General features: G+C 42.6%; 25 protein-coding genes. 14 read left to right on the plus strand and 11 right to left on the minus strand.

Going from position 1 to position 20,811, the window contains the following annotated elements; all coding sequences use genetic code 11:
- Nucleotides 1–30 precede the first annotated feature (30 nt).
- From WG943_RS19905 to gpmI, 3 genes are all read right to left on the minus strand, one after another.
- Nucleotides 31–1,533 (minus strand): M43 family zinc metalloprotease, encoded by a 1,503-nt coding sequence (locus tag WG943_RS19905; protein ID WP_340411669.1) that lies wholly within the window; start codon nt 1,531–1,533, stop codon nt 31–33.
- A gap of 70 nt (nt 1,534–1,603) precedes the next feature.
- Nucleotides 1,604–2,179 carry a hypothetical protein gene (locus tag WG943_RS19910; protein WP_340411671.1) on the minus strand — a complete coding sequence of 192 codons (576 nt, stop codon included), beginning with the start codon at nt 2,177–2,179 and terminating at the stop codon, nt 1,604–1,606.
- Between the two features lie 9 nt (nt 2,180–2,188).
- On the minus strand, nt 2,189–3,712 hold the full coding sequence (gene gpmI / locus WG943_RS19915; RefSeq protein ID WP_340411672.1) for a 2,3-bisphosphoglycerate-independent phosphoglycerate mutase: 1,524 nt from the start codon (nt 3,710–3,712) through the stop codon (nt 2,189–2,191).
- A 210-nt stretch (nt 3,713–3,922) separates the two neighbouring features.
- On the opposite strand from gpmI, the gene WG943_RS19920 reads away from it, so the two are divergent.
- The 7 genes from WG943_RS19920 to WG943_RS19950 all read left to right on the plus strand — a co-directional run bounded on the left by WG943_RS19920 (nt 3,923) and on the right by WG943_RS19950 (nt 8,466).
- The gene (locus WG943_RS19920; RefSeq protein WP_340411673.1) at nt 3,923–4,324 is read left to right on the plus strand and encodes a DUF4783 domain-containing protein; all 402 of its coding nucleotides are present in this window, start codon (nt 3,923–3,925) and stop codon (nt 4,322–4,324) included.
- Nucleotides 4,325–4,390: 66 nt separating this feature from the next.
- Nucleotides 4,391–5,248: a carboxylating nicotinate-nucleotide diphosphorylase gene (nadC, locus tag WG943_RS19925; RefSeq protein WP_340411675.1), complete on the plus strand. Its 858-nt coding sequence runs from the start codon at nt 4,391–4,393 to the stop codon at nt 5,246–5,248.
- A gap of 102 nt (nt 5,249–5,350) precedes the next feature.
- Entirely contained in the window at nt 5,351–5,938 is a 588-nt protein-coding gene (locus WG943_RS19930) for a hypothetical protein (protein WP_340411677.1), read from the plus strand.
- 116 nt (nt 5,939–6,054) lie between these two features.
- A complete protein-coding gene (locus tag WG943_RS19935) occupies nt 6,055–6,369 on the plus strand; it encodes a hypothetical protein (RefSeq protein WP_340411679.1) in 315 nt (104 codons plus the stop codon).
- Nucleotides 6,370–6,532: 163 nt separating this feature from the next.
- Complete coding sequence (locus WG943_RS19940; protein ID WP_340411680.1) at nt 6,533–7,270, plus strand: class I SAM-dependent methyltransferase; 738 nt, start codon at nt 6,533–6,535, stop codon at nt 7,268–7,270.
- Between the two features lie 9 nt (nt 7,271–7,279).
- Nucleotides 7,280–8,023 carry a ZIP family metal transporter gene (locus WG943_RS19945; protein ID WP_340411682.1) on the plus strand — a complete coding sequence of 248 codons (744 nt, stop codon included), beginning with the start codon at nt 7,280–7,282 and terminating at the stop codon, nt 8,021–8,023.
- Between the two features lie 113 nt (nt 8,024–8,136).
- On the plus strand, nt 8,137–8,466 hold the full coding sequence (locus WG943_RS19950; RefSeq protein WP_340411683.1) for a DUF962 domain-containing protein: 330 nt from the start codon (nt 8,137–8,139) through the stop codon (nt 8,464–8,466).
- A gap of 26 nt (nt 8,467–8,492) precedes the next feature.
- Here the strand turns inward: WG943_RS19950 and WG943_RS19955 are convergent, their stop codons facing one another.
- The 6 genes from WG943_RS19955 to WG943_RS19980 form a co-directional block, all read right to left on the minus strand.
- Entirely contained in the window at nt 8,493–8,879 is a 387-nt protein-coding gene (locus tag WG943_RS19955) for a hypothetical protein (protein WP_340411684.1), read from the minus strand.
- 133 nt (nt 8,880–9,012) lie between these two features.
- The gene (locus tag WG943_RS19960) at nt 9,013–9,459 is read right to left on the minus strand and encodes a septal ring lytic transglycosylase RlpA family protein (protein ID WP_340411685.1); all 447 of its coding nucleotides are present in this window, start codon (nt 9,457–9,459) and stop codon (nt 9,013–9,015) included.
- Nucleotides 9,440–10,156, minus strand: a complete 717-nt coding sequence (locus tag WG943_RS19965) for an alpha/beta fold hydrolase (RefSeq protein WP_340411687.1) — start codon at nt 10,154–10,156, stop codon at nt 9,440–9,442. Before WG943_RS19965 ends, WG943_RS19960 begins: the two co-directional genes overlap by 20 nt.
- A gap of 40 nt (nt 10,157–10,196) precedes the next feature.
- Nucleotides 10,197–10,928, minus strand: coding sequence for a hypothetical protein (locus WG943_RS19970; protein ID WP_340411689.1), 732 nt, complete (start codon nt 10,926–10,928; stop codon nt 10,197–10,199).
- A 40-nt stretch (nt 10,929–10,968) separates the two neighbouring features.
- The gene (locus tag WG943_RS19975; RefSeq protein WP_340411691.1) at nt 10,969–11,277 is read right to left on the minus strand and encodes a hypothetical protein; all 309 of its coding nucleotides are present in this window, start codon (nt 11,275–11,277) and stop codon (nt 10,969–10,971) included.
- Nucleotides 11,267–11,770 (minus strand): GNAT family N-acetyltransferase, encoded by a 504-nt coding sequence (locus WG943_RS19980; RefSeq protein ID WP_340411692.1) that lies wholly within the window; start codon nt 11,768–11,770, stop codon nt 11,267–11,269. Before WG943_RS19980 ends, WG943_RS19975 begins: the two co-directional genes overlap by 11 nt.
- Before the next feature lie 592 nt (nt 11,771–12,362).
- Between WG943_RS19980 and WG943_RS19985 the strand changes: the two genes are divergently transcribed.
- The 3 genes from WG943_RS19985 to WG943_RS19995 all read left to right on the plus strand — a co-directional run bounded on the left by WG943_RS19985 (nt 12,363) and on the right by WG943_RS19995 (nt 14,436).
- Nucleotides 12,363–13,730, plus strand: a complete 1,368-nt coding sequence (locus WG943_RS19985) for a serine hydrolase (RefSeq protein WP_340411693.1) — start codon at nt 12,363–12,365, stop codon at nt 13,728–13,730.
- 98 nt (nt 13,731–13,828) lie between these two features.
- Nucleotides 13,829–14,008 carry a hypothetical protein gene (locus WG943_RS19990; RefSeq protein ID WP_340411694.1) on the plus strand — a complete coding sequence of 60 codons (180 nt, stop codon included), beginning with the start codon at nt 13,829–13,831 and terminating at the stop codon, nt 14,006–14,008.
- 158 nt (nt 14,009–14,166) lie between these two features.
- Nucleotides 14,167–14,436: a hypothetical protein gene (locus WG943_RS19995; RefSeq protein WP_340411695.1), complete on the plus strand. Its 270-nt coding sequence runs from the start codon at nt 14,167–14,169 to the stop codon at nt 14,434–14,436.
- An 88-nt stretch (nt 14,437–14,524) separates the two neighbouring features.
- Here the strand turns inward: WG943_RS19995 and WG943_RS20000 are convergent, their stop codons facing one another.
- A complete protein-coding gene (locus tag WG943_RS20000; protein ID WP_340411696.1) occupies nt 14,525–14,908 on the minus strand; it encodes an Hsp20/alpha crystallin family protein in 384 nt (127 codons plus the stop codon).
- A gap of 479 nt (nt 14,909–15,387) precedes the next feature.
- Between WG943_RS20000 and WG943_RS20005 the strand changes: the two genes are divergently transcribed.
- The 3 genes from WG943_RS20005 (at nt 15,388) to WG943_RS20015 (ending at nt 19,017) form a co-directional block, all read left to right on the plus strand.
- Nucleotides 15,388–17,118, plus strand: a complete 1,731-nt coding sequence (locus WG943_RS20005) for a T9SS type A sorting domain-containing protein (protein WP_340411698.1) — start codon at nt 15,388–15,390, stop codon at nt 17,116–17,118.
- Between the two features lie 611 nt (nt 17,119–17,729).
- Nucleotides 17,730–18,152, plus strand: a complete 423-nt coding sequence (locus WG943_RS20010; RefSeq protein WP_340411700.1) for an STAS/SEC14 domain-containing protein — start codon at nt 17,730–17,732, stop codon at nt 18,150–18,152.
- Nucleotides 18,153–18,387: 235 nt separating this feature from the next.
- The gene (locus WG943_RS20015) at nt 18,388–19,017 is read left to right on the plus strand and encodes an OmpA family protein (RefSeq protein ID WP_340411702.1); all 630 of its coding nucleotides are present in this window, start codon (nt 18,388–18,390) and stop codon (nt 19,015–19,017) included.
- A 68-nt stretch (nt 19,018–19,085) separates the two neighbouring features.
- Here WG943_RS20015 and WG943_RS20020 read toward each other — a convergent pair whose 3' ends face one another.
- On the minus strand, nt 19,086–19,526 hold the full coding sequence (locus WG943_RS20020; protein ID WP_340411703.1) for a hypothetical protein: 441 nt from the start codon (nt 19,524–19,526) through the stop codon (nt 19,086–19,088).
- Between the two features lie 280 nt (nt 19,527–19,806).
- Between WG943_RS20020 and WG943_RS20025 the strand changes: the two genes are divergently transcribed.
- Nucleotides 19,807–20,799, plus strand: a complete 993-nt coding sequence (locus tag WG943_RS20025; RefSeq protein ID WP_340411705.1) for a 2-hydroxyacid dehydrogenase — start codon at nt 19,807–19,809, stop codon at nt 20,797–20,799.
- The last annotated feature ends 12 nt before the right edge of the window (nt 20,800–20,811 follow it).

Genomic DNA, 20,811 nt, shown 5'->3' on the forward strand with positions numbered 1-20,811 from the left:
GGCTGTACTGAACACCCGCTGATTCACTCACTACCTTACTACGCTTACTTTTTTGATAACGGTGCCGTTGGTGCTGGTAAGCCGTAGAAAGTATATACCTGCAGGTACATCACGAACATCCAAACGTAGTACCCTGTCCCGGGTTTCAGCTGTGAGTACCACCTGTCCTACATGGTTTACCATCTGCACATTGCGTACAAGTATACGTGCCGGCTGTTCTATAATAATGAAATCCGAGCTTGGGTTAGGGTAAACCACCAGCTCATTTACAGTAACATGCACATAGTTTTCTTTTAGCTCTGTGCTGGACATGCTGCCATTCGAGATGGTAAGTTTTACATCAAATACACCAGGTTGCGGGTATTTTACAACAGGATTCTTCTCAGTAGAAATAGCGGGCACTCCCCCTTCAAACTCCCAATAATATGCTGTAGGTCTTACTCCTGTAGAAGCATCAGAAAACTGAATCGTTTTATCAGCTACAATTAAAGTATCACCGGTTAGGGCGGTTTTAAATTCAGAGCGCAAGGTGCCGGAGCAGGCAAGCGAATTAAGAATAGAAGCTCTTGAGGTAGCGATAACGGCCCTCATATAAGCGCCTTGCCCCTGCGTAAAGAGGTTCATGCAGGCGTCATAAGTATAATCCATGTAGTTCTGGTACATGTCGCCATAAGGGGAAGAGTCGTTGCAGCTGATAGATACCCCCGAAGGACAACCGTTATTTTCACCCAATTGATTTGGCGTATCATCAATTCCATCGGAGTCTTGGCAGGAGGAACCGTTGCCCCAGATGTGGCGCAGGCCCAGCCAGTGCCCTACCTCGTGTGTAGCAGTGCGCCCTAAGTTATACTGTGTCTTGAAGGTATTAAATGGAGGTGCGCCTACTGTCCTGTAATCCAGCACAACACCATCGGCAGCGGCGGGTGCACCTGGCGTAGTAGCGTAGCCAATAATGTTGTCATCTACTTTACAAATCCATATGTTCAGGTAGTAGTCTCTGCTCCAGGCATCTTTACCGCCTCTGCTGCTATACTTTACATTATCGGAAGTATAACTAAATGAGTCGTAAGTGGTTTGGGTGCGGGTTATGCCAGAAGTCGGGTCGCCGTTGGAATCTGTAGTTGCCAGGCAAAACTCAATTTCTGTGTCGCCGGCAAAAGGTGCAAAATAAGATGGAGTGTTTACAGCATCAGCGTTTTTTCTTCTAAAGTCGGCATTCAGAATATCAAGCTGAGAGAGGAGCTGCTCATCTGAGATGTTTTCTGTAGAACTGCTGTACACCACGTGAAACACTACCGGTATGGTAATGGTGGTGGCTTTTCTCAGGTATTGTGTATTGCCCTGCTGCTTTAGCGCGTGTTGCACAGCTTGTTCAGCCTGCTGTTGCAATTGCTCATATTCTGGGTTCTGAGCTTTGAGTGTCTGAGTATAGGCGTCGGTGGCGCAGTTGCGCTGCACATGCTTAGCCTCCTGCGCAAAGCCAGGCAAAGTAAAGCTCCAGGCAAGTATGGCTAAAAGTATGAAAGCACGCATAGTCTGGCTATATGTAAAACAATCAAAAATTACAGAAGCAGTAAGTATAATGCTTAACTATAGAACGAGCTTATAAGTTTGCATCTACTCTATAATGCAGCGAATCGCTCAATATAAGTTTTTGTACACCCTCTATTCTATAGCCAGATATGTTGCCTGTAGCCGGTTCAGCATTTAGCTGTACATTCCTGCGCGAAAAGAAAAGTGGATTTTTATCCTGCAGCCTCGCCTGTAGCTGTTTGAGCTGCCGGTCTGGGGTAAGAAGCAAGTATAAGTGCTGCACTACCGGCTCACTGTCAGTGTTTTTCTCGTAGCTTATACCCACGTCACCATTTTCTAAAACAATTTCCTGCCTGGTATAATATTCCTGAAGCGTGGGTTTATTCAGGTCCAGGTCGTCAAAAACCGAAAGTTCATCTTCCCAGTCAATTTCATCAGTTTCGATAGTCTCGGTGGGGTTGTCTTCAGTAGTTACAGATTTCAGCACCATGGGCTTTTTATCCTGCATGCGTGCTTTCTGCTCCTGCAAGTATAATGTTAGGTTAAAGCCTCCTGCCGCAGGGTCAGTAGATGGTGGTACAGGCCGCTCACAGGCACTCAGAACCAACAGTAACACCAACAGTAAACCAACACTATACTTTGCCATCGCTTTCAGTTAATCTATCAGAGTTTCTCCAGTCATCTCTTCTGGTTTCTTTATACCCATAAGCTGTAGTATAGTTGGTGCCAGGTCACCGAGTTTGCCAGGGTGCAGTGTTCTTGTAAAGTCGTTGCTAACTAAAATGCAGGGCACCAGGTTAGTAGTATGGGCCGTGTTTGGTGTGCCATCGGGGTTTATCATCATGTCAGCGTTACCGTGGTCAGCTATTACAATGGTGTCGTAGCCGTTGGCAAGGGCTGTAGTGATAACACTTTCTGCACACTTATCTACTGTTTCGCAGGCTTTTACTGCTGCCTCAAACACACCGGTATGGCCTACCATGTCGGGGTTTGCAAAGTTAAGGCAGATAAAATCTGCAGATCTCTGCTCTAGTTCCGGTACAATAGCATCTCTAATGTCATAAGCACTCATTTCCGGCTGCAGGTCATAAGTTGCCACCTTCGGAGATGGGCATAACAGGCGACGCTCTCCCTCGAACTGCTCCTCACGTCCACCCGAGAAGAAAAAGGTAACGTGCGGGTATTTCTCAGTTTCTGCAATACGGATTTGCTTCCTGCCTGCTTTTGCGATTACTTCACCTAAAGTGTTGTTCAGGTTATCTTTGTCGAAGATGGCTTCCACGCCAACAAACGTATCATCGTAATTGGTCATGGTAATGTAGCGCAGGTTTAGCTTTTGCATGTTCTGCTCCGGGAAGTCGCGCTGGGTTAAAGCTTGTGTAATTTCGCGGCCACGGTCTGTTCTGTAGTTAAAGCAGATCACTACATCGCCTTCCTGAATGGTGGCAACAGGTTGCTGCTGGTCGTTTACTTTAATAATAGGTTGTATAAACTCATCTGTTACGCCCTCTTTATAAGACTCCAGCACCGACTGTATCAGGTTACGCGATGGCTTGCCCTCTCCTTTTACCAGCAGGTCGTAAGCCAGTTTTACACGCTCCCATCGGTTGTCGCGATCCATGGCATAGTAGCGGCCAATAACAGATGCAATAGTACCAGTGGTGCTGTCGAGGTGCTCTTCCAGTTCGTTTATATACTTTACACCACCTTTGGGATCAGTGTCGCGGCCATCGGTAAAGGCATGTATGTATACCTGGTTTAGTTCGTAATCGAAGGCAGTGGTGCAAAGGGCTTTTAGATGCTCGATGTGCGAGTGCACGCCACCATCCGATAAAAGACCGATCAGGTGAACAGGTTTCTTATTCTCCTTCGCAAAGGCAAAAGCATTGGCAAGTACAGGCATGGCAGCCAGTTTATGGTCTGCTATGGTTTTGTTGATGCGCACTAGGTCTTGGTACACAACACGGCCTGCACCAATATTCATGTGGCCTACTTCAGAGTTTCCCATCTGCCCTTCCGGTAAACCTACTGCCTCACCGGACGCTTGTAGGTATGTATTCGGATACTTCTCTAAAATAGAATCATAGAAAGGAGTATGGGCTTTTAAGATGGCAGAAGCCTCTGGGATAGTGGTAATTCCCCATCCGTCCAAAATCACTAGTAGTACCTTTTTATCCATAGCACAAATATAGTTATAATCTTTAAATGGAGCGCCTGCTCTGGCACATGGTGCTTACTATCGAAAGCCTTGATTAGAAAGGCTAAACTGCTGTGTTTTACTTTCTTTTTTTATATATTTAGATAATCCTGCTAATTTAGCAATGATTATTCTTAACCTATACTTGGCATAGTTTTAGCTATCATGAAGGTTAGAGCACAAACAGTATTTATGAAAAATTTAAAACAGATTGCGGTAGTATTTTCGTTGTTGTTGGCAGTTGTATTTTTTACAACAGAGAAAGCTGTGGCACAAGGCGATGTAATGGGCGGCGTAAAATCGGCCATAAAAGTAGGGTCGTCTAAAGACTTGGCGCGCAACTTTAGCAACGTAGTAGAAATAACGCTGAACGGAGGCGATGCCACAAGCTACAGCAGCACGCAAGCTGAGTTCGTGATGAAGAATTTCTTTGCTAAGAACCCGCCGGTAGATTTCTCTTATAGCCACCAGGGCTCTTCAGACAAAGGACAGAAATATGCCATTGGCACATATACTTCTAAGAATGGAAGCTATACCGTACTGGTTCGGATGAAGGAATCGAAGATACAATCGATGAACTTTATAAAAGATTAAGAAGATAATAGTGAGATTTTTAGCAAGGCTCGGTATAAACTCCGAGCCTTTTTTTATTTTTGTGCCGTGAAACCGACATACCTGACCAAAAAAAGTATAAACGAGTTTATTTCGTTGGCCTTAGCCGAGGATATTGGCGACGGAGATCATTCTTCGCTGGCCTCTATACCAACTGATGCGCAAAACCAGGCGCGACTGCTGGTAAAAGGCGAAGGCATACTGGCGGGCGTAGAGCTGGCCGGTTACATTTTTAAAGCTGTAGACCCTGAGTTGCAGCTTGATGTAAAATTACGCGATGGCGACAGCATGAAGTATGGCGATGTGGCTTTTACCGTAAAAGGTAAAGCACAGAGTATACTTACCGCTGAACGCCTGGTTCTAAACTGCATGCAGCGTATGAGCGGCATTGCCACCTACACTAATTACATGGCAAGCCTGATAAAAGGTACCGGTGCTAAATTGCTGGACACCCGTAAAACTACTCCTAACTTCCGGATTATGGAGAAATGGGCTGTAGTGATCGGTGGCGGACATAATCACCGTTTTGGTTTGTATGATATGGTGATGCTGAAGGATAACCACGTGGATTACGCCGGTGGTATAAAAGAAGCGATAACTGCAACACAGCGCTACCTGAAAGTAAAAGGCAAAGACCTGAAGATTGAGGTAGAAACGCGTAACCTGGATGAGGTTAGGCAAGCCGTTGAAACAGGAGGTATACACCGCATCATGCTGGACAACATGACCCCTGACGCAATGCGCGAAGCCGTAACCATTATTGGCGGAAAGTATGAAGTTGAGGCATCTGGCGGAATCACAGAAGAAACCATTCGTGCCGTGGCCGAGTGTGGCGTAGACTATATTTCGGTGGGCGCTTTAACGCACTCCATTAAAAGTATAGATCTGAGCCTGAAAGCTTATTAACACAAAGCAGATACTGCTGGTATAGCAGCCTTTATTTACCTGATATTCTCTTAGTAGGCGTGGCCAGAGAGTAAGCAGTACAGAGAATTTTATTTTATTTTTATGCAGCAACCAAACCAAAGAGGTTTCAGAGCGCCACAGGGGCCAGCCCCAGGTGCTATCCGAACAAAAAAGTACCAGATGAACAAAGACCTGTTTACGCGCATTGCCGTAACGCAAGTCTGGAAAAAAGAGTGGTGGTACGCCCTTATCCCGTTTGCCATTTTCATGCTACCTGCTCTATTTAGCTTCTCGTGGTGGTGGGTAGCGCTGGCCGTAATCATGACCATACTTTTTATCTTGGTTCGCTCAGCACAGGTAATGGGCATTACCCGTATTGAACAGGGCAATGTGCTATTCGAGAAACTGCACTACGATATTGATAATCGCCAGATATTGATGAAGCGTAACGAGCGCGAAGGCATGACCATGACCTGGGACATGATTAAAAAAGTGCAGCGCGCTGATGATGCTTATCTGCTTTGGCTGAAGCCGCCATCAGGGACGCAGATGCCTACTGGTTGGAAAGGCTGGTTGGCTCGTACTTTTGAGGTGCCGGTTTTTATTCACCTTCCCTACAAAATCTTTAACAGCCAGAACGACCTTAAGCTGATGGATAACATACTGCGCCGTAAAAGCTTTATTGCTTAGCGGCAGTTGTACCACAACCCGAGGTATCAGTACTATCGTAAATAATTAATAGATAATGCTTTGCTGGTGTGCAAACTGGTGAGGTTACTATAAATAAAGTATAAAATCATACAAAAATGAATAAGAACGTAATTGCAGTTTTTGCCGCAGTTTGTGGTTTGTTTATGGCATCTTGTGATACGCCAAAAGATCTGAGACCAGGAGAGAAAGTATCTACAGACTTTGTGGCTCCGGGCATGCGCAGCACTTTTAACGTAAGCGACGCTGGCGATGATGAGGCTACAATGCATAAAGGTGACCACTCTGAGACTGAGGTTAAAGAAGTACAGGTAATGCCTAACCATGACATGGGTGATAACACGATACAGCCAGGAGACTCAGTTAGAGAAGAAGGCGAAACAAATACAGCAGCAGGCGCCATTAAACGCTAAGTAAGAATCAATCTTTTTAAAGAAGCCTGCCGTTGCATCTAAAGCAGCAACGGCAGGTTTTTTTTATGAAGTTAATAGTGTAAACACCCTCCCCTGCTTATTGCGTATAGCCGGGGTTAAGCAGATATACCTTATATTTGCAACTCAATTGCTTTTAGCACAAATGGAACAACAGGAAGTAGAATGGTTTAGCACATGGTTTGATTCGCCATATTACCACATTTTATACAAAGACCGTGACCAAAAAGAGGCGCAGTTGTTCATGGACAACCTGTTAACTTATCTGCACCCGAAGCAACACGAGAAGATATTAGACCTAGCCTGTGGCAAAGGCCGCCACTCCTTATACTTAAACCAAAAGGGCTACGACGTAACTGGTATAGACTTATCAGAGCAAAGTATAAGCTATGCCAGACAATACGAGAACGAGCGGCTGCACTTTGATGTGCACGATATGCGGCAGGTTTACAAACCAGAGAGCTTCGATTTTATACTTAACCTGTTTACCAGCTTTGGGTACTTTGAGCATGAAACTGAGAATGTAGTGGCTCTTTTAGCTACCACGGAAAGCCTGAAGCACGGAGGTAAACTGGTGATTGATTTCATGAACACGGATAAAGTGATTGAGAACCTGGTAACTGACGAGGTGAAGGAGGTGCAGGGAATCAGGTTTAAGATACACCGGGGCCTGGAGCATGACTTTATCGTAAAAGCGATCAGTTTTACAGACAAGGGTCAGGATTACTGTTTTCAGGAACGTGTGCGTGCCTTGCGAGAAGAAGACTTTATAGAGTATTTTAAGTTAACACAACTGCGCCTGGTAGAGATACTCGGTGATTACCAGCTAAACAAGTACGACCGGGAAAAGAGCGATCGTATGATCTTTGTCCTAAAGAAATAGCACCGCTGCATGTTCATAGCTATACTTGTTCTATTCATTACAGTTATCTTATCTGGGTTTCTGGTAAAGATATTTCCGCCAACAAATACGAAGTGGCTAAAAATGGCGCTGGCCTTTAGTGGTGCTTATCTATTTACAATTACTATAATTCACCTGCTACCCGATGTGCTGCGCAATAACAGCGGTTTTGGAGTTGGGTATTGGATTTTGGCTGGCTTTTTCCTGCAGTTGGTGCTGGAGCTGTTCTCTCATGGAGTGGAGCATGGCCATATACACCATCACCATGGTCGGGTTGGCTCTATGCCTTTCCTGCTGCTAGGCTCTTTATTTGTGCATTCGTTTCTAGAGGGTAGTATACTTGTAGAGCACAGGCATGGCATTTCCAATCATAGCCATGCAAACGATAATTTTTACCTCGTGCTGCTGGGGATTACATTGCACCACGTGCCGGCGGCATTTGCACTAATGTCGGTACTACTATCGCGGCTGGAGAATTTTAGAAAAGCTTTCTTGTGGCTACTGATTTTTGCACTTGGTTCTCCGTTGGGCATAATCTTTAGCAATACAGTTCTGGCGCAAGAAGCTCCGGATGGATTAATTTACACTGCTCTTACCGGTTTAGTGGCTGGTAATTTCCTGCACATCTCCACTACCATACTTTTCGAGACAAGCCCAGATCATCACTTCAATCGCAACAAGCTAATTGCCACCCTGCTAGGATTAGTGCTGGCGATAATGAGCGATTTTATTTAATACTAAAGTATAGCCGAGCAGAGTATTAGTATGAAATTGGGCTGCCTACCAACGTAGAGATCTTGATTTTGTGCCTGTAATTGAATAGCTTAAGAAAGTATAAATGAACAGCTATGACCAACCCGGCACCACATCGCTACACATCCTTAAAAGAGTTTTACCCTTATTGCCTTTCAGAGCATCAGAATACAACGAGCCGCATACTGCATTTTGTAGGTACAGGTTTATTGATAGCTGTTGCCATTGCAGCACTTTTACTTGAGAAGTATAGTTGGTTGCTATTGGTGCCGGTAATAGGTTATGGCTTTGCGTGGGTTGGGCACTTCTTTTTTGAGCGTAATAAGCCGGCTACATTTAAATACCCATTCTACAGCCTGGCATCAGACTTCAAATTATTTATTGATATACTAAGCGGGAAACAGAAATTTAAGAGCAACTGCTAAAAAGATAAAAGCAGGAAAAAGGAAATCTACATAATAGTAGAAAGAAGTGTGGCAATAAGTGCCTTAACGGTAATCATAACAGCGCCATTGCTAGATGCAGCATCTGCTTCCTCTTCTTCAGAAGAAAAAGCTTTTTTAAAGTAACTAATAGGGCTATCAAGCACCTCTGTATCCAGTACAGATTTATCTTGTGGCTTGGTTGCAGTTACCTTGGGCTTAGGCTTTGTAGCTTTTGATGCTTCGGCGGTGGTTGCAGCTGGGGTAGTATTTTGCTGAACGGTAACCGTTGTTGCGGCTCCATTATTACCATTATCATTCTGATTTGCCTGGGCAACAGGTACAATAGTTAGGCATAGCAGGATTACAGCTGCAATAGGTATAAATTCTCGTAATGGTTGCCACAGTTTTATCATACTCAAAAGTAACAGCAAATTATGTAAAAATCAAGAAATCAGTAGGATAATTTAGAGGAATAATTATTGATGAAGGATATATAGAGTAAATAAAGTATAAACAAGTGCAGAAGATGCACCCGAAAATGATGAATTATTTAGCTGCCGGTTTTAAGACTTTCATTTTTACAGGTACTACACCAGCCTTTTCGGAGCCTATCTTTTTTGCTGCTGCCTCCGAAAGGTCAATGATCCGGCCTTTAACGTAAGGGCCTCTATCTGTAATTTTTACCTTTACCGTTTGCTTTGTCTGCAGATTGGTCACTTTTACTTTAGTACCGAAAGGCAGCGTTTTGTGTGCTGCTGTAAGCTTGCCTCTACGATATGGCTCACCGTTTGCCATTTTACGGCCTTGTAATTTACGGCTGTAGTAAGATGCCTTCCCCTCTTCTGTGTAGCCTCGCTGTCCAAAGTTAGCCGACGAACTGGCACAAGAACTTACAGTAACTACAAGTATGGTAAGTATAAAACTATACTTCAGGTTTTTTAAAGCGTTGGTAATGGTAAAAGAAATCATGGTGTTACTGTATGGTAGAGGCATGCAATGTTTTACTGCTAATGAACTGCTCAATCTCAAATGTAAGCCGTGCTAGTTTTACTGTTTCTAAAGGGTGGCGCGTATCAGGCAGCACAAGTAGTTCGGCATTAGGCAGTAGCTCGTAAGCCCAATTTGTTTCTTCCAGCGTTACCATATTATCCCGGTCACCGACTCCTAAACGTATAGGTGCCTGGAGCTGTGGCAAGTTTTCTGGGGTGAGTGCAGGCGCTTCTCCTAAGTGCTGCATCATCTCTGCTGTTTTATGCATTACTTGCTTCCAATCCTGTGGTGTATGGCGCTCGGCAAGAGTTTTTGCAAATTGGGGCACCTTCTCCTCTATCTTCACAGGGTTAAGCATTTTGCTTTCCTTCTCGGCAGCCTCCGGCGACCATGCAAACTTAGTAGCCAATGTAAAAATACTGCTTACCCGCCCCGGGTGCTGCAGTGCAAAGTATAATGCAGCATAACCGCCCATGCTATAACCAAAAATGTGCGTCTGGGTTATAGCATGTTTATCTAAAAACTCCAGAATGTCTTTAGAGAACAACTCCATGCTATAAGGCTCCTGTGGTAGTGCTAACCCGCCGTGCCCTGAAAAATCTAAAGTATAAACCTTAAACTTTGCCTGCAGCGCCTGCTGCAGCGGGACAAGTGTGGCAGCAGAGCCTAAAGCTCCGTGAAGTAACAGAAGGGTATCCATGGGTGTTTTCGGTAGGATGAGGTTAAAGCGTTATATTTTGTTATTGTTGAACCTGGTAATTATATACCTCCATAGCCTGCGTCAGCTTATCTTTTTGAAAGAGGTTTATAACTAACTGGGCACCTAGTATACCTGCACCGGCATATACCAAAGGTGAGATGCCAGAAGACTGATTGTTTTGAATAGATGATAAAGAGCCAACTGCGAGTAAGCCGGCACCAACTATAGACACACCAGTATTAATTACTTTGTTGCGGCGGTACTGCTGCAGTATCTGTAAACTGGCGGCATTGTCGGCTAGTGCTTCGCGCAGGTTGTTGTAATCCACAATGTAGAGCGGGCCACCATCTTTAGAGAAAAAGTTTATGCGGCGGCGGCTGGTATTTGGGCCACCAAAGCCATACGGGTTGTAGCCATAGCCGTAGTCATACACCGTGCGCGAAGTATAAAATTTGTCGATGCGTGGTCCATCAAGCACACGTTTGGCAAAGTCATCGTAGCTGTTGCCGTAATCTACACGTGCAAAGTAGCCCTGCTCGTTCTGGAAAGCCGCCACAGTGCTTGGGTTATATCGCAGCGAGTCATCGAGCAGGAAATGGTTTTGCCTGAAGATTGGGGACTTTAGTTGAATTTTATTTGCATAGATGATCTGGCCATTCTGTTGCTTTATATAAAAGCGGCCCTGACGGGTGTTTTCCGCCTCTCCTATTTGTGCATTTGCTGTAGTGCCCGTTGCCAGGCAGAACAGTAGCAGGTAAATCAGTTTTTTCATTCGGTTATTTATTTGATACAGGCAGGTTTTGCCAGCAATTCTAAAAAATAAAGAAAAGCATCACTACCATACCTAGTAAGGCGAGGTATACCCATCGCATTAGCTGGCCTCGGTGTTTGCTGGGCACAAAGCTGCTTACCAGCATAACAACGAATAAAAGGCATAAAATGTATAGTAGTATAAATATAACAGATTTTACCCAGTTAGGCACAATTGTGTTTTCGGCTTGGTACTGGTTGCTCATTCCCATGCCCGACAGCAGCCACTGCAGCCCCAGAAAAACCACCACCTCAAAAACTATAAAGTAGAATAACCAGCCAAGCCAGCTGTACCTCTCATTATTGCTCATTTCCTATGCTTTTATAGAAGTGATAACTTTTTATGTGAAAGCCTTCTCTGAAGTAGAAGCGGTGCGCAGCGCTATTGGTAACATAAGCATCAAGCATAACAGTATCGCATTTAAGGCGCTTAGCCTCCTGTAGCATCCAGTCTGATAGTAGCTTGCCCACACCCCCTGAACGATAATCTTTATCTACAACAAAATTGTCTACCTCCAGATACTTGCCGGAGTATAACTTGGCACTAACCCAGTAGCCAGAAAGGCCTACACAGGTGCCTGCCTCGTCAAAAGCTGCTACCATCTTATATCCATTTTGTAACATCAGTTGTAGCAGCTCTCTGTAACGCTCATGGGCCATGTTAGGGTTTAGTTGCAGAACAAGATGGTGCTGGGCTAGCATCTGCTCCAGCGTTTCAAGCTTTTGGATAGAATAACTTTGCAGTAAGGAGCTAGGCATAGGAGTAGCAGTAGTTATCAACTCTAAGTTGCTTTTTTCGTTCAAAGTAATGTAAATGTCTGTAAATTAAAGTGTAATAATTATAGTCTTTAATATAGTTATGCTTTAAGGCAAATAGGTGTAAATGTAACTAAATAAAGGTCAACGGTATAATGATTAGAAGAAAATAGTTGCATAACTCTTAGATTTGAAACATTCAACTGCCTTTGTGCCGTTAAAACAATAGATAAGGTGTTGGATTATGAGGTTATTGAGGAATATTAAATTAGATAATTATAAATTCATGTATAAAAATGAGCCGCGTAAGATCTTCAGTATTGGATACGAAGACCTGACCACGCTCATTTATTATCAGGATATGGACAACAACTATAAACTGGTTGTTGCGAAAGATGATGACCCTCCCCTTATTGTTGAAAAAGACATATCGAGAGCGGAAGCATTTAGATTAATGAATACCCGGCCCTAGAAGCCGGGTATTTTTTTGCTTTCACTTGTCCCTATACTTTTCATGTTCATCCTGGCAATATGCTAGTTCATCCCTATAGCCATAAGTAGCTATTGTGCCAAAGTTTAATACTGCATAGTTTTGTTGTAAGTAATTAAAATTCAGAATGTAATGCTTAAAAATAAAACTATGAAAAATCAATTCAACTTAGTGCGCGCTACCTTATTCAGTAGCAAGATGGTTTTTATACTTTTAGCGATTTGTTTAAGTATAAAGGCCAACTCACAAAGCTTTACCGCTAACCTAGACCAGTACCTTGATGCTCATCTGCGGCAGGGCACATTTAGCGGAACTGTCTATATTACTCAAAAAGGCAAGCCTGTTTACAGTAAAGGTTTTGGCATGGCTGATTATGAAAATGGTATAGCCAATGGGCCTAATGTAAAATACCGTATAGGCTCGGTTACAAAGTCTTTTACTGCTGTGTTGGTGATGCAGCTCCAGGAGCAGGGTAAACTTAATGTGCAGGATAAGGTTAGCAAGTACTTGCCCGATTTCCCGAACGGAGATAAAATAATGCTGCACCACCTGCTTTCCAGTACATCAGGTTTGCCTGACTTTGTAAACCACTGGCAAGGAGTAAATACAAAACCAGCTACCATCAGCGATATACTGACACTGGTTAAAGATAAGCCTTTAGAGTTTGAGCCGGGTACAAAATGGAAGTACTGCAGCACTGGCTTTATTGTACTTGCAGGGATTATTGAAAAAGTAACTGCTAAGCCTTACGACCAGGTTCTGGCAAAACAAATTCTAAAGCCGCTAAAGATGAAATCGACAGGAATGGAGTTTAGTGACCCAGTTGTTGGTTTAGCTCTGGGCTATAACCACGATGGTACAGACCGTAAGTTAGCAAAGCCTATAGATATGAGCTGGTGCCACGCAGCGGGTGCTGTTTATAGTACGCCAACTGATATGGCCAAATTTGATGCGGCCCTTAAAGGTAAAAAGCTATTAAGCGAAGCATCTAAAAATCAAATGTATACTGCAGTGATGAAAGACTATGGCTATGGTTGGGTAATTGATTCACTGGGTGGCCATAAGCGTATCAGCCATAGTGGGGCTATAAATGGGTTTAAGGCAAACTTTTTACGCTTCCCGGATCAAGATTTAACCATTACTATTTTCAGTAATTATGAGTCGCAGCAGGTTAATGGCCCAATCTCTAAAGATATACAGGCAATTGTATTCGGGCAAAAGTATGAAGTGCCTGTTGTGCGTACTATAGTAGCTATGAGTGCAGCACAATTGGCCAGATATACCGGAGAGTATCAGGTTGCCCCCAAAATGTCTTTTACTATAAGTGCAACAGGAAAGCAATTGTATGTAGAGGCACCTGGGCAGCCGAAGTTCGAGATATTTCCGGAGGGCGAGGATAAGTTTTTTGTGAAAGTGGCCCCGGCCCTGGTAACCTTCGAAAAAGATGAGCACGGTAACATAGCTAGAATGTATATGCACCATGGTGGCAAAGCCATGCCGGCTACTAGAGTGAATTAAAGAACCTACACCAAATAGTAAGTATAAATTAAAAACTGCAGGAGGGCTGTTTACAGTCCTCCTGTATTCATTTAGGTTATGCTGCGTATAGGTGTAACATGAACTGGAATAACCGTTATTATAAGATTGCTGTTTACGGGGCTGCTACTACCTTTCTGCTGCAGCTGATATCTATGTTTGTTGTAGACCCATACTTTGCCGCTGTACTATCGCCGTTTTACTCTGTTTGGATAATTGTTTTTATTGTAGGCTGGCGCAAAGAGCACCCCCGGCATTAAAAGCCTCGTCTCTTTCTAATTTTAGCATCGTGTTGTACCCATCAAAGTACATACAGAAAAATTACAGGTTTTTTTGAAGTAGGCTTTAGATTGAACTGTGAAATGGCACTTTTTTGGCAGAAACAAGATTATAGCAATAGCCAAAGTATAATAAGCATATGTCTAACCAGGAAGTAATGACGGATGTAAATCATGTGCAGCACATGTTTTTACGCGTGGTAAGCAATGATATGGAGTGTGTTATAAATATTGCAGGGCACCCTTATCGCTTGCGGGAACTAATATTTATGATGATTGAGAACGGTTGCCAGATAGAGCAAACGTCAGCAGACTCTTACAACACTTTTGTGTACGACCAAGAGACTGTAGAAGTGCACGACTACCTTACTTCCATCATCAAGGCTAAATTTAAATCACAAGAATTGTAAAAAGAGATAAGCTTACTATTATTGCTGCTCTTTATAAACGCTATAAACAAACAGGGCGCTACTTGGTTGGTAGCGCCCTGTTTGTTTATTATAGTTGTCTGATTTCAATTTCTTTTGGCTTGCCTACAGATTCAAAGTATGGCAACAGCACCTTTAATTTCCCATCCTGGTGCGTGGCCTCTACTAAAGATAAATTTATAGCAGGAGGCAGTAAAAAAGCACGGCTATACATAGGAACCTTTACTTTATAATCGTATTCGCTCGGCAAATTTACACTAACAGTTAGTACGTTATTATGTAGAGTTACATTGTAAGCCTCAGGGCTAATACTAGGTGTCCATATATTTATTACAGCTTTATGCTTGCCAATTTTTACATCTGTATAAGTTTCGGCTACTCCTCCCCCAACTGTGTTAAATAGGTCAAGGTACAAGGCAATGGAGTGTAGAAACTCTTTATTTATTCGCTTCATCTATCTTTCTCCTCGTTGTTTCTACCTATTAGGTACAAACCCAATGCCAAAAGAAAAACCTGACAAGCTGTATGTTGATTTTATACTTTAAATGAAGTATGGTGCTCTGATGCTGTTATTTTGGCTTTGTAAGCAACAAATAATATAAATATTCTGACACATTTGCAGTTTTGTTAAATAATTAACGGTGCAGATTAATTTATACTATGCATCATCTCGAATGTATTTGTACAGTAGCAATGCTATTTTCCCATATAGGCACACAATTTCCTTAATTGGGAATAATATGCATATGTACATAGCTGCTAATTTATAAATCTGACTTATATTTTGCCGATTGTATAGTTAATAATATATTTTAAATATTTGATTATCAGTATGAAATGGATTTGCCCTGTTGCTATTTAATACAATGCTGTAAAGGGCATTAATGTGTGGCATGCTTATTACTTAAGCTATGATAGCAGATTACCATAGTTATGAATAAATTCTACTTCTTATTACTTCCTCTAATCTTACTAATTGTTGCCGCACAGGCACAAACTACAGTTTATTACGAAAACTTTAATGTAGGAATGACGGGAGTAATGTCGAATGTAGTGAGCGGAAAAGCTACCTGGGAAACAGCCGATGACGCTGCCTCTAGCACATTGGCTATGTCCTCTAAGGGAAGGTATATACGTACTGTGAACTCAGTAGCAGGCACGAAGACGCTTATCTTAATGAATGCCATCTCTACAAAAGGCTTAAGCAGTGCTTTTATCACTTGGCAAGAGTTTAGAAGCCCACGAAAAAAGAACTTCGATTTAACTGAGGCTGTGAGAGCATATTACAGCACCGACGGCGGTACAACTAGGCAGTTGTTTTTTACCACATCTAGTACAGTAAATAACCTGTGGGGCCATGTTAACAGTGGTACACCAATAAGATTGCCACAAGCTGCTTTAGGAAGTAGCAACCTCAGAATAGAAATTGAAATCAACTTCTCTAAAGATAACGGTGATAAAGATCCATATTACGCCATTGATGATGTAAGCATTACAGGTGAGTTGATAGAGGGCTACTCTACTTTCAGCTGGGCTGATCGTCCGCTTGATGAGAATCCATTTCTTGTTTCAGGGCCTACTTCTACAAATCCTTATACTGTAGATGGCGTTGCGATGCGCTGGTCAGCATCTATGGGGTCCAATGTAAGCTTTGAGGCTGCTAAAGTAGATGATAAAACCCATAAGGCCGGTAAGAGAACTTTCACGCTTATTCAGAATGGTGCAACACCTACAGTCGGGTCTATAATCAATCTTAACCTGAGTAAACCAGTTAGTGATCTTTCTTTTACTTTGTTTGATGTGGACGTCGCAACAAATCAGTTTAAAGACAAGATTAATGTTGTTGGGTATAACAAGGGTGTACCGGTGCAGCTTGAAAAGAGCAAAGTTAAAACTACGTCTTACAACCAGTTTACAGAAGGAACTCCAGGCATTATTTCAGGAATCACTGCAAGTGACAACACCTCTGGAGAGGGAGATGTGGCCATAACGTTCTCACAGCCTGTTGATCGTGTTATGATCGAGTACCTGAACGATTCTCAAAACAGGTCTAACAACGGCCGTCAGGGTATAGGCATCCACAACTTGTCTTGGCGTAATGAGCAGCCTATACAAGTGTTACCAGTAGAGTTAGCCTCTTTTAAAGCACAGCTGCTAAATAGCCAAAGTAAGCTAACATGGGTAACAGCTATGGAGAAAGATAACGATAAGTTTATTGTGGAGCGTAGCCTTGATGGGAAAGTATACAGAAAAATTGGAGAGGTTAAAGGACGTGGTAACAGCAGTGTAACTACTACTTATGGTTATACTGATACAAATCCGGCAGCTGGTATTAACTATTACCGTCTGCAGCAGGTAGACTATAGCGGTAAAACCTCTTACTCTTCTGTCGTAACTGTAGATTTATCTGCAAGAGCTACACTTGTGGCACAACCTGTTCTTTACCCAACAGTGGCCTCTAGTGAGGTAAGTATAAATCTTGCCGGGTTAGGAGCAAATGTGCAAATAAGAATTTTAGATGCTACAGGAAAAACCATTAGAGAAATGACAGCAAGCACTGCACAAGAAGTGGTAGTGCCGGTGCATGAGCTGAAAGGCGGTGCATACTTTGTTTCTGTAACAGACGGAGAACGCCGTGAGACCTTGCGCTTTGTTAAAAGGTAAGTATAAGCTTCAGAACATAAAACAGAAGACCTGCCCATAAGGCAGGTCTTCTGTTTTATACTATATTTGCTATGTATACCTGATTCTCAAGAGCTTAGTCAGTAAGTTTTTTAGCTTATTTCTTACTACTCTGTAGCACTGTAAGTTTCTGTACTACTTTTTAACTTATATAGGTTAAGCTTTGATAAGTTGTTGTGCTCCTGTTTCTTTACCTAATCAATAGGCTTTGACTTAGAAACCGGTTGGCTGATGATCGTGAAATAAAGTCTATCGATCCGGCTGATGTGTAATGGTATAAGATTTTTTCCTTCGTATCTTGACCGGATCTCTTACATAACTTACCAAGTTGCCTTCCTACTGCGCCGTAAACCGGCAGACAATCAAACTCATCAAAGAAAAGAGAAATGGATGCGATTGAGTTTGTTATTAAAGAGTGTGAAAACGAGAAAGATGCCATGCATTGGTTCTTGCATGAAGGTGCAATAAAATTGAAATGTTTTAGCTTATTGGTAGGTGTATGATAAGTTCTGAAGATGACGTGCATAAAGTAACACACCATTGCGAAAAATACGTACGGTTTAATAGCGGCAACAAACTACTTATTTAATTCCATGAAAAAACTCTACTATGAGAGTGCGGAGCTTCGGTTAAGTGTTGATAAGGAGAAGCGTATAGGAATGGCTGAGTGGCGTGGGTTCCTATCTAGCGAAGAGTTTAGAAACAATGGATTGCGCTGCCTGCATCTTATTCAAGCAGAAGGGTTAGTGCGTTGGCTTGCAGATCAGCGTGTTATGCGCGCTATCAGGCAACAAGACCTGAATTGGGTAGTAACAGAACTCGTGCCGCTTATGTTAGCCTCTCCTTTAAGAAGGATGGCTATTGTTGTGTCTGTAGATATCTTTAATAACATGGCTATGGAGCAGCTTTTTAAACGTGCGGGCAACTTAGGAGATCTGATTATTAAAGAATTTGATAACGAAGATGCTGCCCTTCAGTGGCTTTTGCAACCAATACCCAAAAAGGCTGAACTCTAAGCAACGTGTAGTGCGGCTAGCATTTCGGTGTGAAGCATAATTCTCCAACATTCAGATAACCATTCTACGGCTTCTGACTGGCTAAAGCCTTACTAGGAGCTGTAAGCTGTTTCGCATATACTCACCTTTATTTTATCAAATTTTAGCCTGAGTTATTATTGCTGTCTCCTGCTCAATATAACGAAGGTTGAAGGGGCCCCGTACCTAATAGTAAGCAGAACCAAATTTATATACTATGAAAACAAGTACAATGATATCTTTAATGGTTGCAGCTGGGGTTATAACCGCCTGTAACGATCCTAAAGGAGATGTAGAACGAGATTCTTTATCGGATGCCACGGCAGATACAGCCGTAATGTATGGTGATGAACGCGGTGAAGTTGAAGCAGATTATGTAGAGATAAAGGATGTAGGCGAAGATTTTTGGGCAAACGTAAACTGGGATGCCCCTGTTGTAGATGATCCGGAACTTAAAGGTACTGACGTAGAGATGCGCCAAGAAAAAGAGTACAATATTTATACTTTAGATGATCGCCTGCTGTTTGAAACAGATAAGTCTCAAATAAGGCCTGAGGGCGAAGAGAAGCTACAGCAGGTTACGAATGAGTTAAAAGACCTCCCACAGAATGGCCAAATACGAATTTTTGGACACGCTGATGCACGCGCCAGCAACGAATACAATAAAGAGTTATCCGCAGATCGGGCCAATGCTGTAAAAGACTGGCTGCAAAATAAAGGCGGTATAGCTGCAAATCGATTATCCATAGAGGCTATGGGTGAAACAGCTCCGAGAGCTACAAACGAAACAGCTAGAGGGCGCCAGCTAAATCGCCGCGTGGCTATAGTGGCAGTAACTCGTGAATAATCTAAAGCAATAACCTACTAAACAAATAAGGCCATTGATAAAAATCAGTGGCCTTATTTGTTTACCTTTTATAAATCGAGATGCTGTTCTTCTGTAACCGAATGTTCAGGCATTTCATTAGAAAGAAGCCACTCAAGCGCCTCATTATATGTCTTAAAGCTTTTTGTTTCCAATACCAGCCCTGCCTTTGCCTTTATCTCTTTAACTTGAGCTTCTCTTAACGTTATATCATCAATAATGCGCGCGGACTTCTTAAGACGGGTGAACTTAAGATCTATACTAAACTGAGTAGTTACCTCAACATAAAGAGGATCACTTATCGAAATAACTGACTTTGAAGCGTCAATTATCAGGTACTTAATGTCGTAGCTTTTTATTGTATCTGTTATAGATTTCAGAACATACTTTAGCTCGGGCACAGCATACTCATAAAAGTCCGGCCAACGAAAGTAAAGCACATCCTTCGCTGGGTCGTACTCAAGCTTAATAAATTTGTTTGGTATTAACATATTAGATGCCGGTTATAATCATGAAAGGTAATCATATTTTCTCAAATTAAGCCTTACACACTAATCATAGCAGTTCGTTTTAACCATACTTTGTTACCGCCTGTTTAGGCATATGCTGTATAGTGCTTTACTGGTATCGCATCTTTCTCTCTGGTTATAATTTATTTATTGCAGAGTCTTACAGGTTTAGCCTTTAGATTATTTATACTTTATCTTATATAAAACAAGAAACCTACGCGTATAAGAAACCTTTAAGTAAATGATGTAGCACTATACCAATATGAAAGTAGTATTCTTCAGCTCCAAAGTATACGATCAGCAGTTTTTCTTTGAAACAAATCAAAAGTATAACCACAGTATCAGCTTTCTGGAGGTTCATTTAAACGAGAGTACAGCTGTGTTGGCTAACGGATACGAGGCAGTCTGCATTTTCGTGAACGACATAGCCAACAAGCAGGTACTACAGGTGCTGGCAGAGCAAGGTATAAAACTTGTGGCGCTCCGTTGTGCAGGCTTTAACAACGTAGATTTAGGCGCGGCAGAGGAACTGGGTATAAAAGTTGTGCGCGTACCGGCCTATTCGCCCTACTCGGTGGCCGAGCATACTGTGGCGCTTATACTTACCCTGAACCGTAAAACCCACCGGGCCTACAATAGGGTAAAAGAGGGCAACTTTGCGTTAAATGGCTTAATGGGTTTTGACCTGCACGGCAGAACAATTGGTATTATAGGGTTAGGCAAAATAGGCTTGGTCACAGCGCAGATACTAAAAGGTTTTGGTTGCCGAGTGCTGGGTTATGATGTGGTGAAGCATGAGGAAGCAGAGGAGATTGGCGTGGAGTTCACCGATCTTGATATGCTTTACAAGGAGTCAGATATCATCTCGCTGCACTGCCCGCTTACCCCACAGACTTACCACATGATCAACGACGAATCGATTAACAAGATGAAAGATGGCGTGATGATCATCAATACTAGCCGGGGAGCCACTATCGACACGCGAGCCGTTATAAAAGGGCTGAAAAGCGAGAAAATAGCTTATCTCGGCTTGGATGTGTATGAAGAAGAAGGAGATCTTTTCTTTGAGGATCTTTCTGATAAAGTGATCAAAGATGATGTATTTATGCGTTTGCTCTCCTTCAACAATGTACTCATCACAGGGCATCAGGCCTTTTTTACTACAGATGCCATGCAGGCTATTGCCAGTGTCACCCTCCAGAATATTGCAGATTTTGAGCAGCAGAAGCCACTTGAAAACGAAGTAAAACCTTAATTATATACCCGC

Source organism: Pontibacter sp. H249 (genome assembly GCF_037892465.1).
GTDB lineage: Bacteria > Bacteroidota > Bacteroidia > Cytophagales > Hymenobacteraceae > Pontibacter.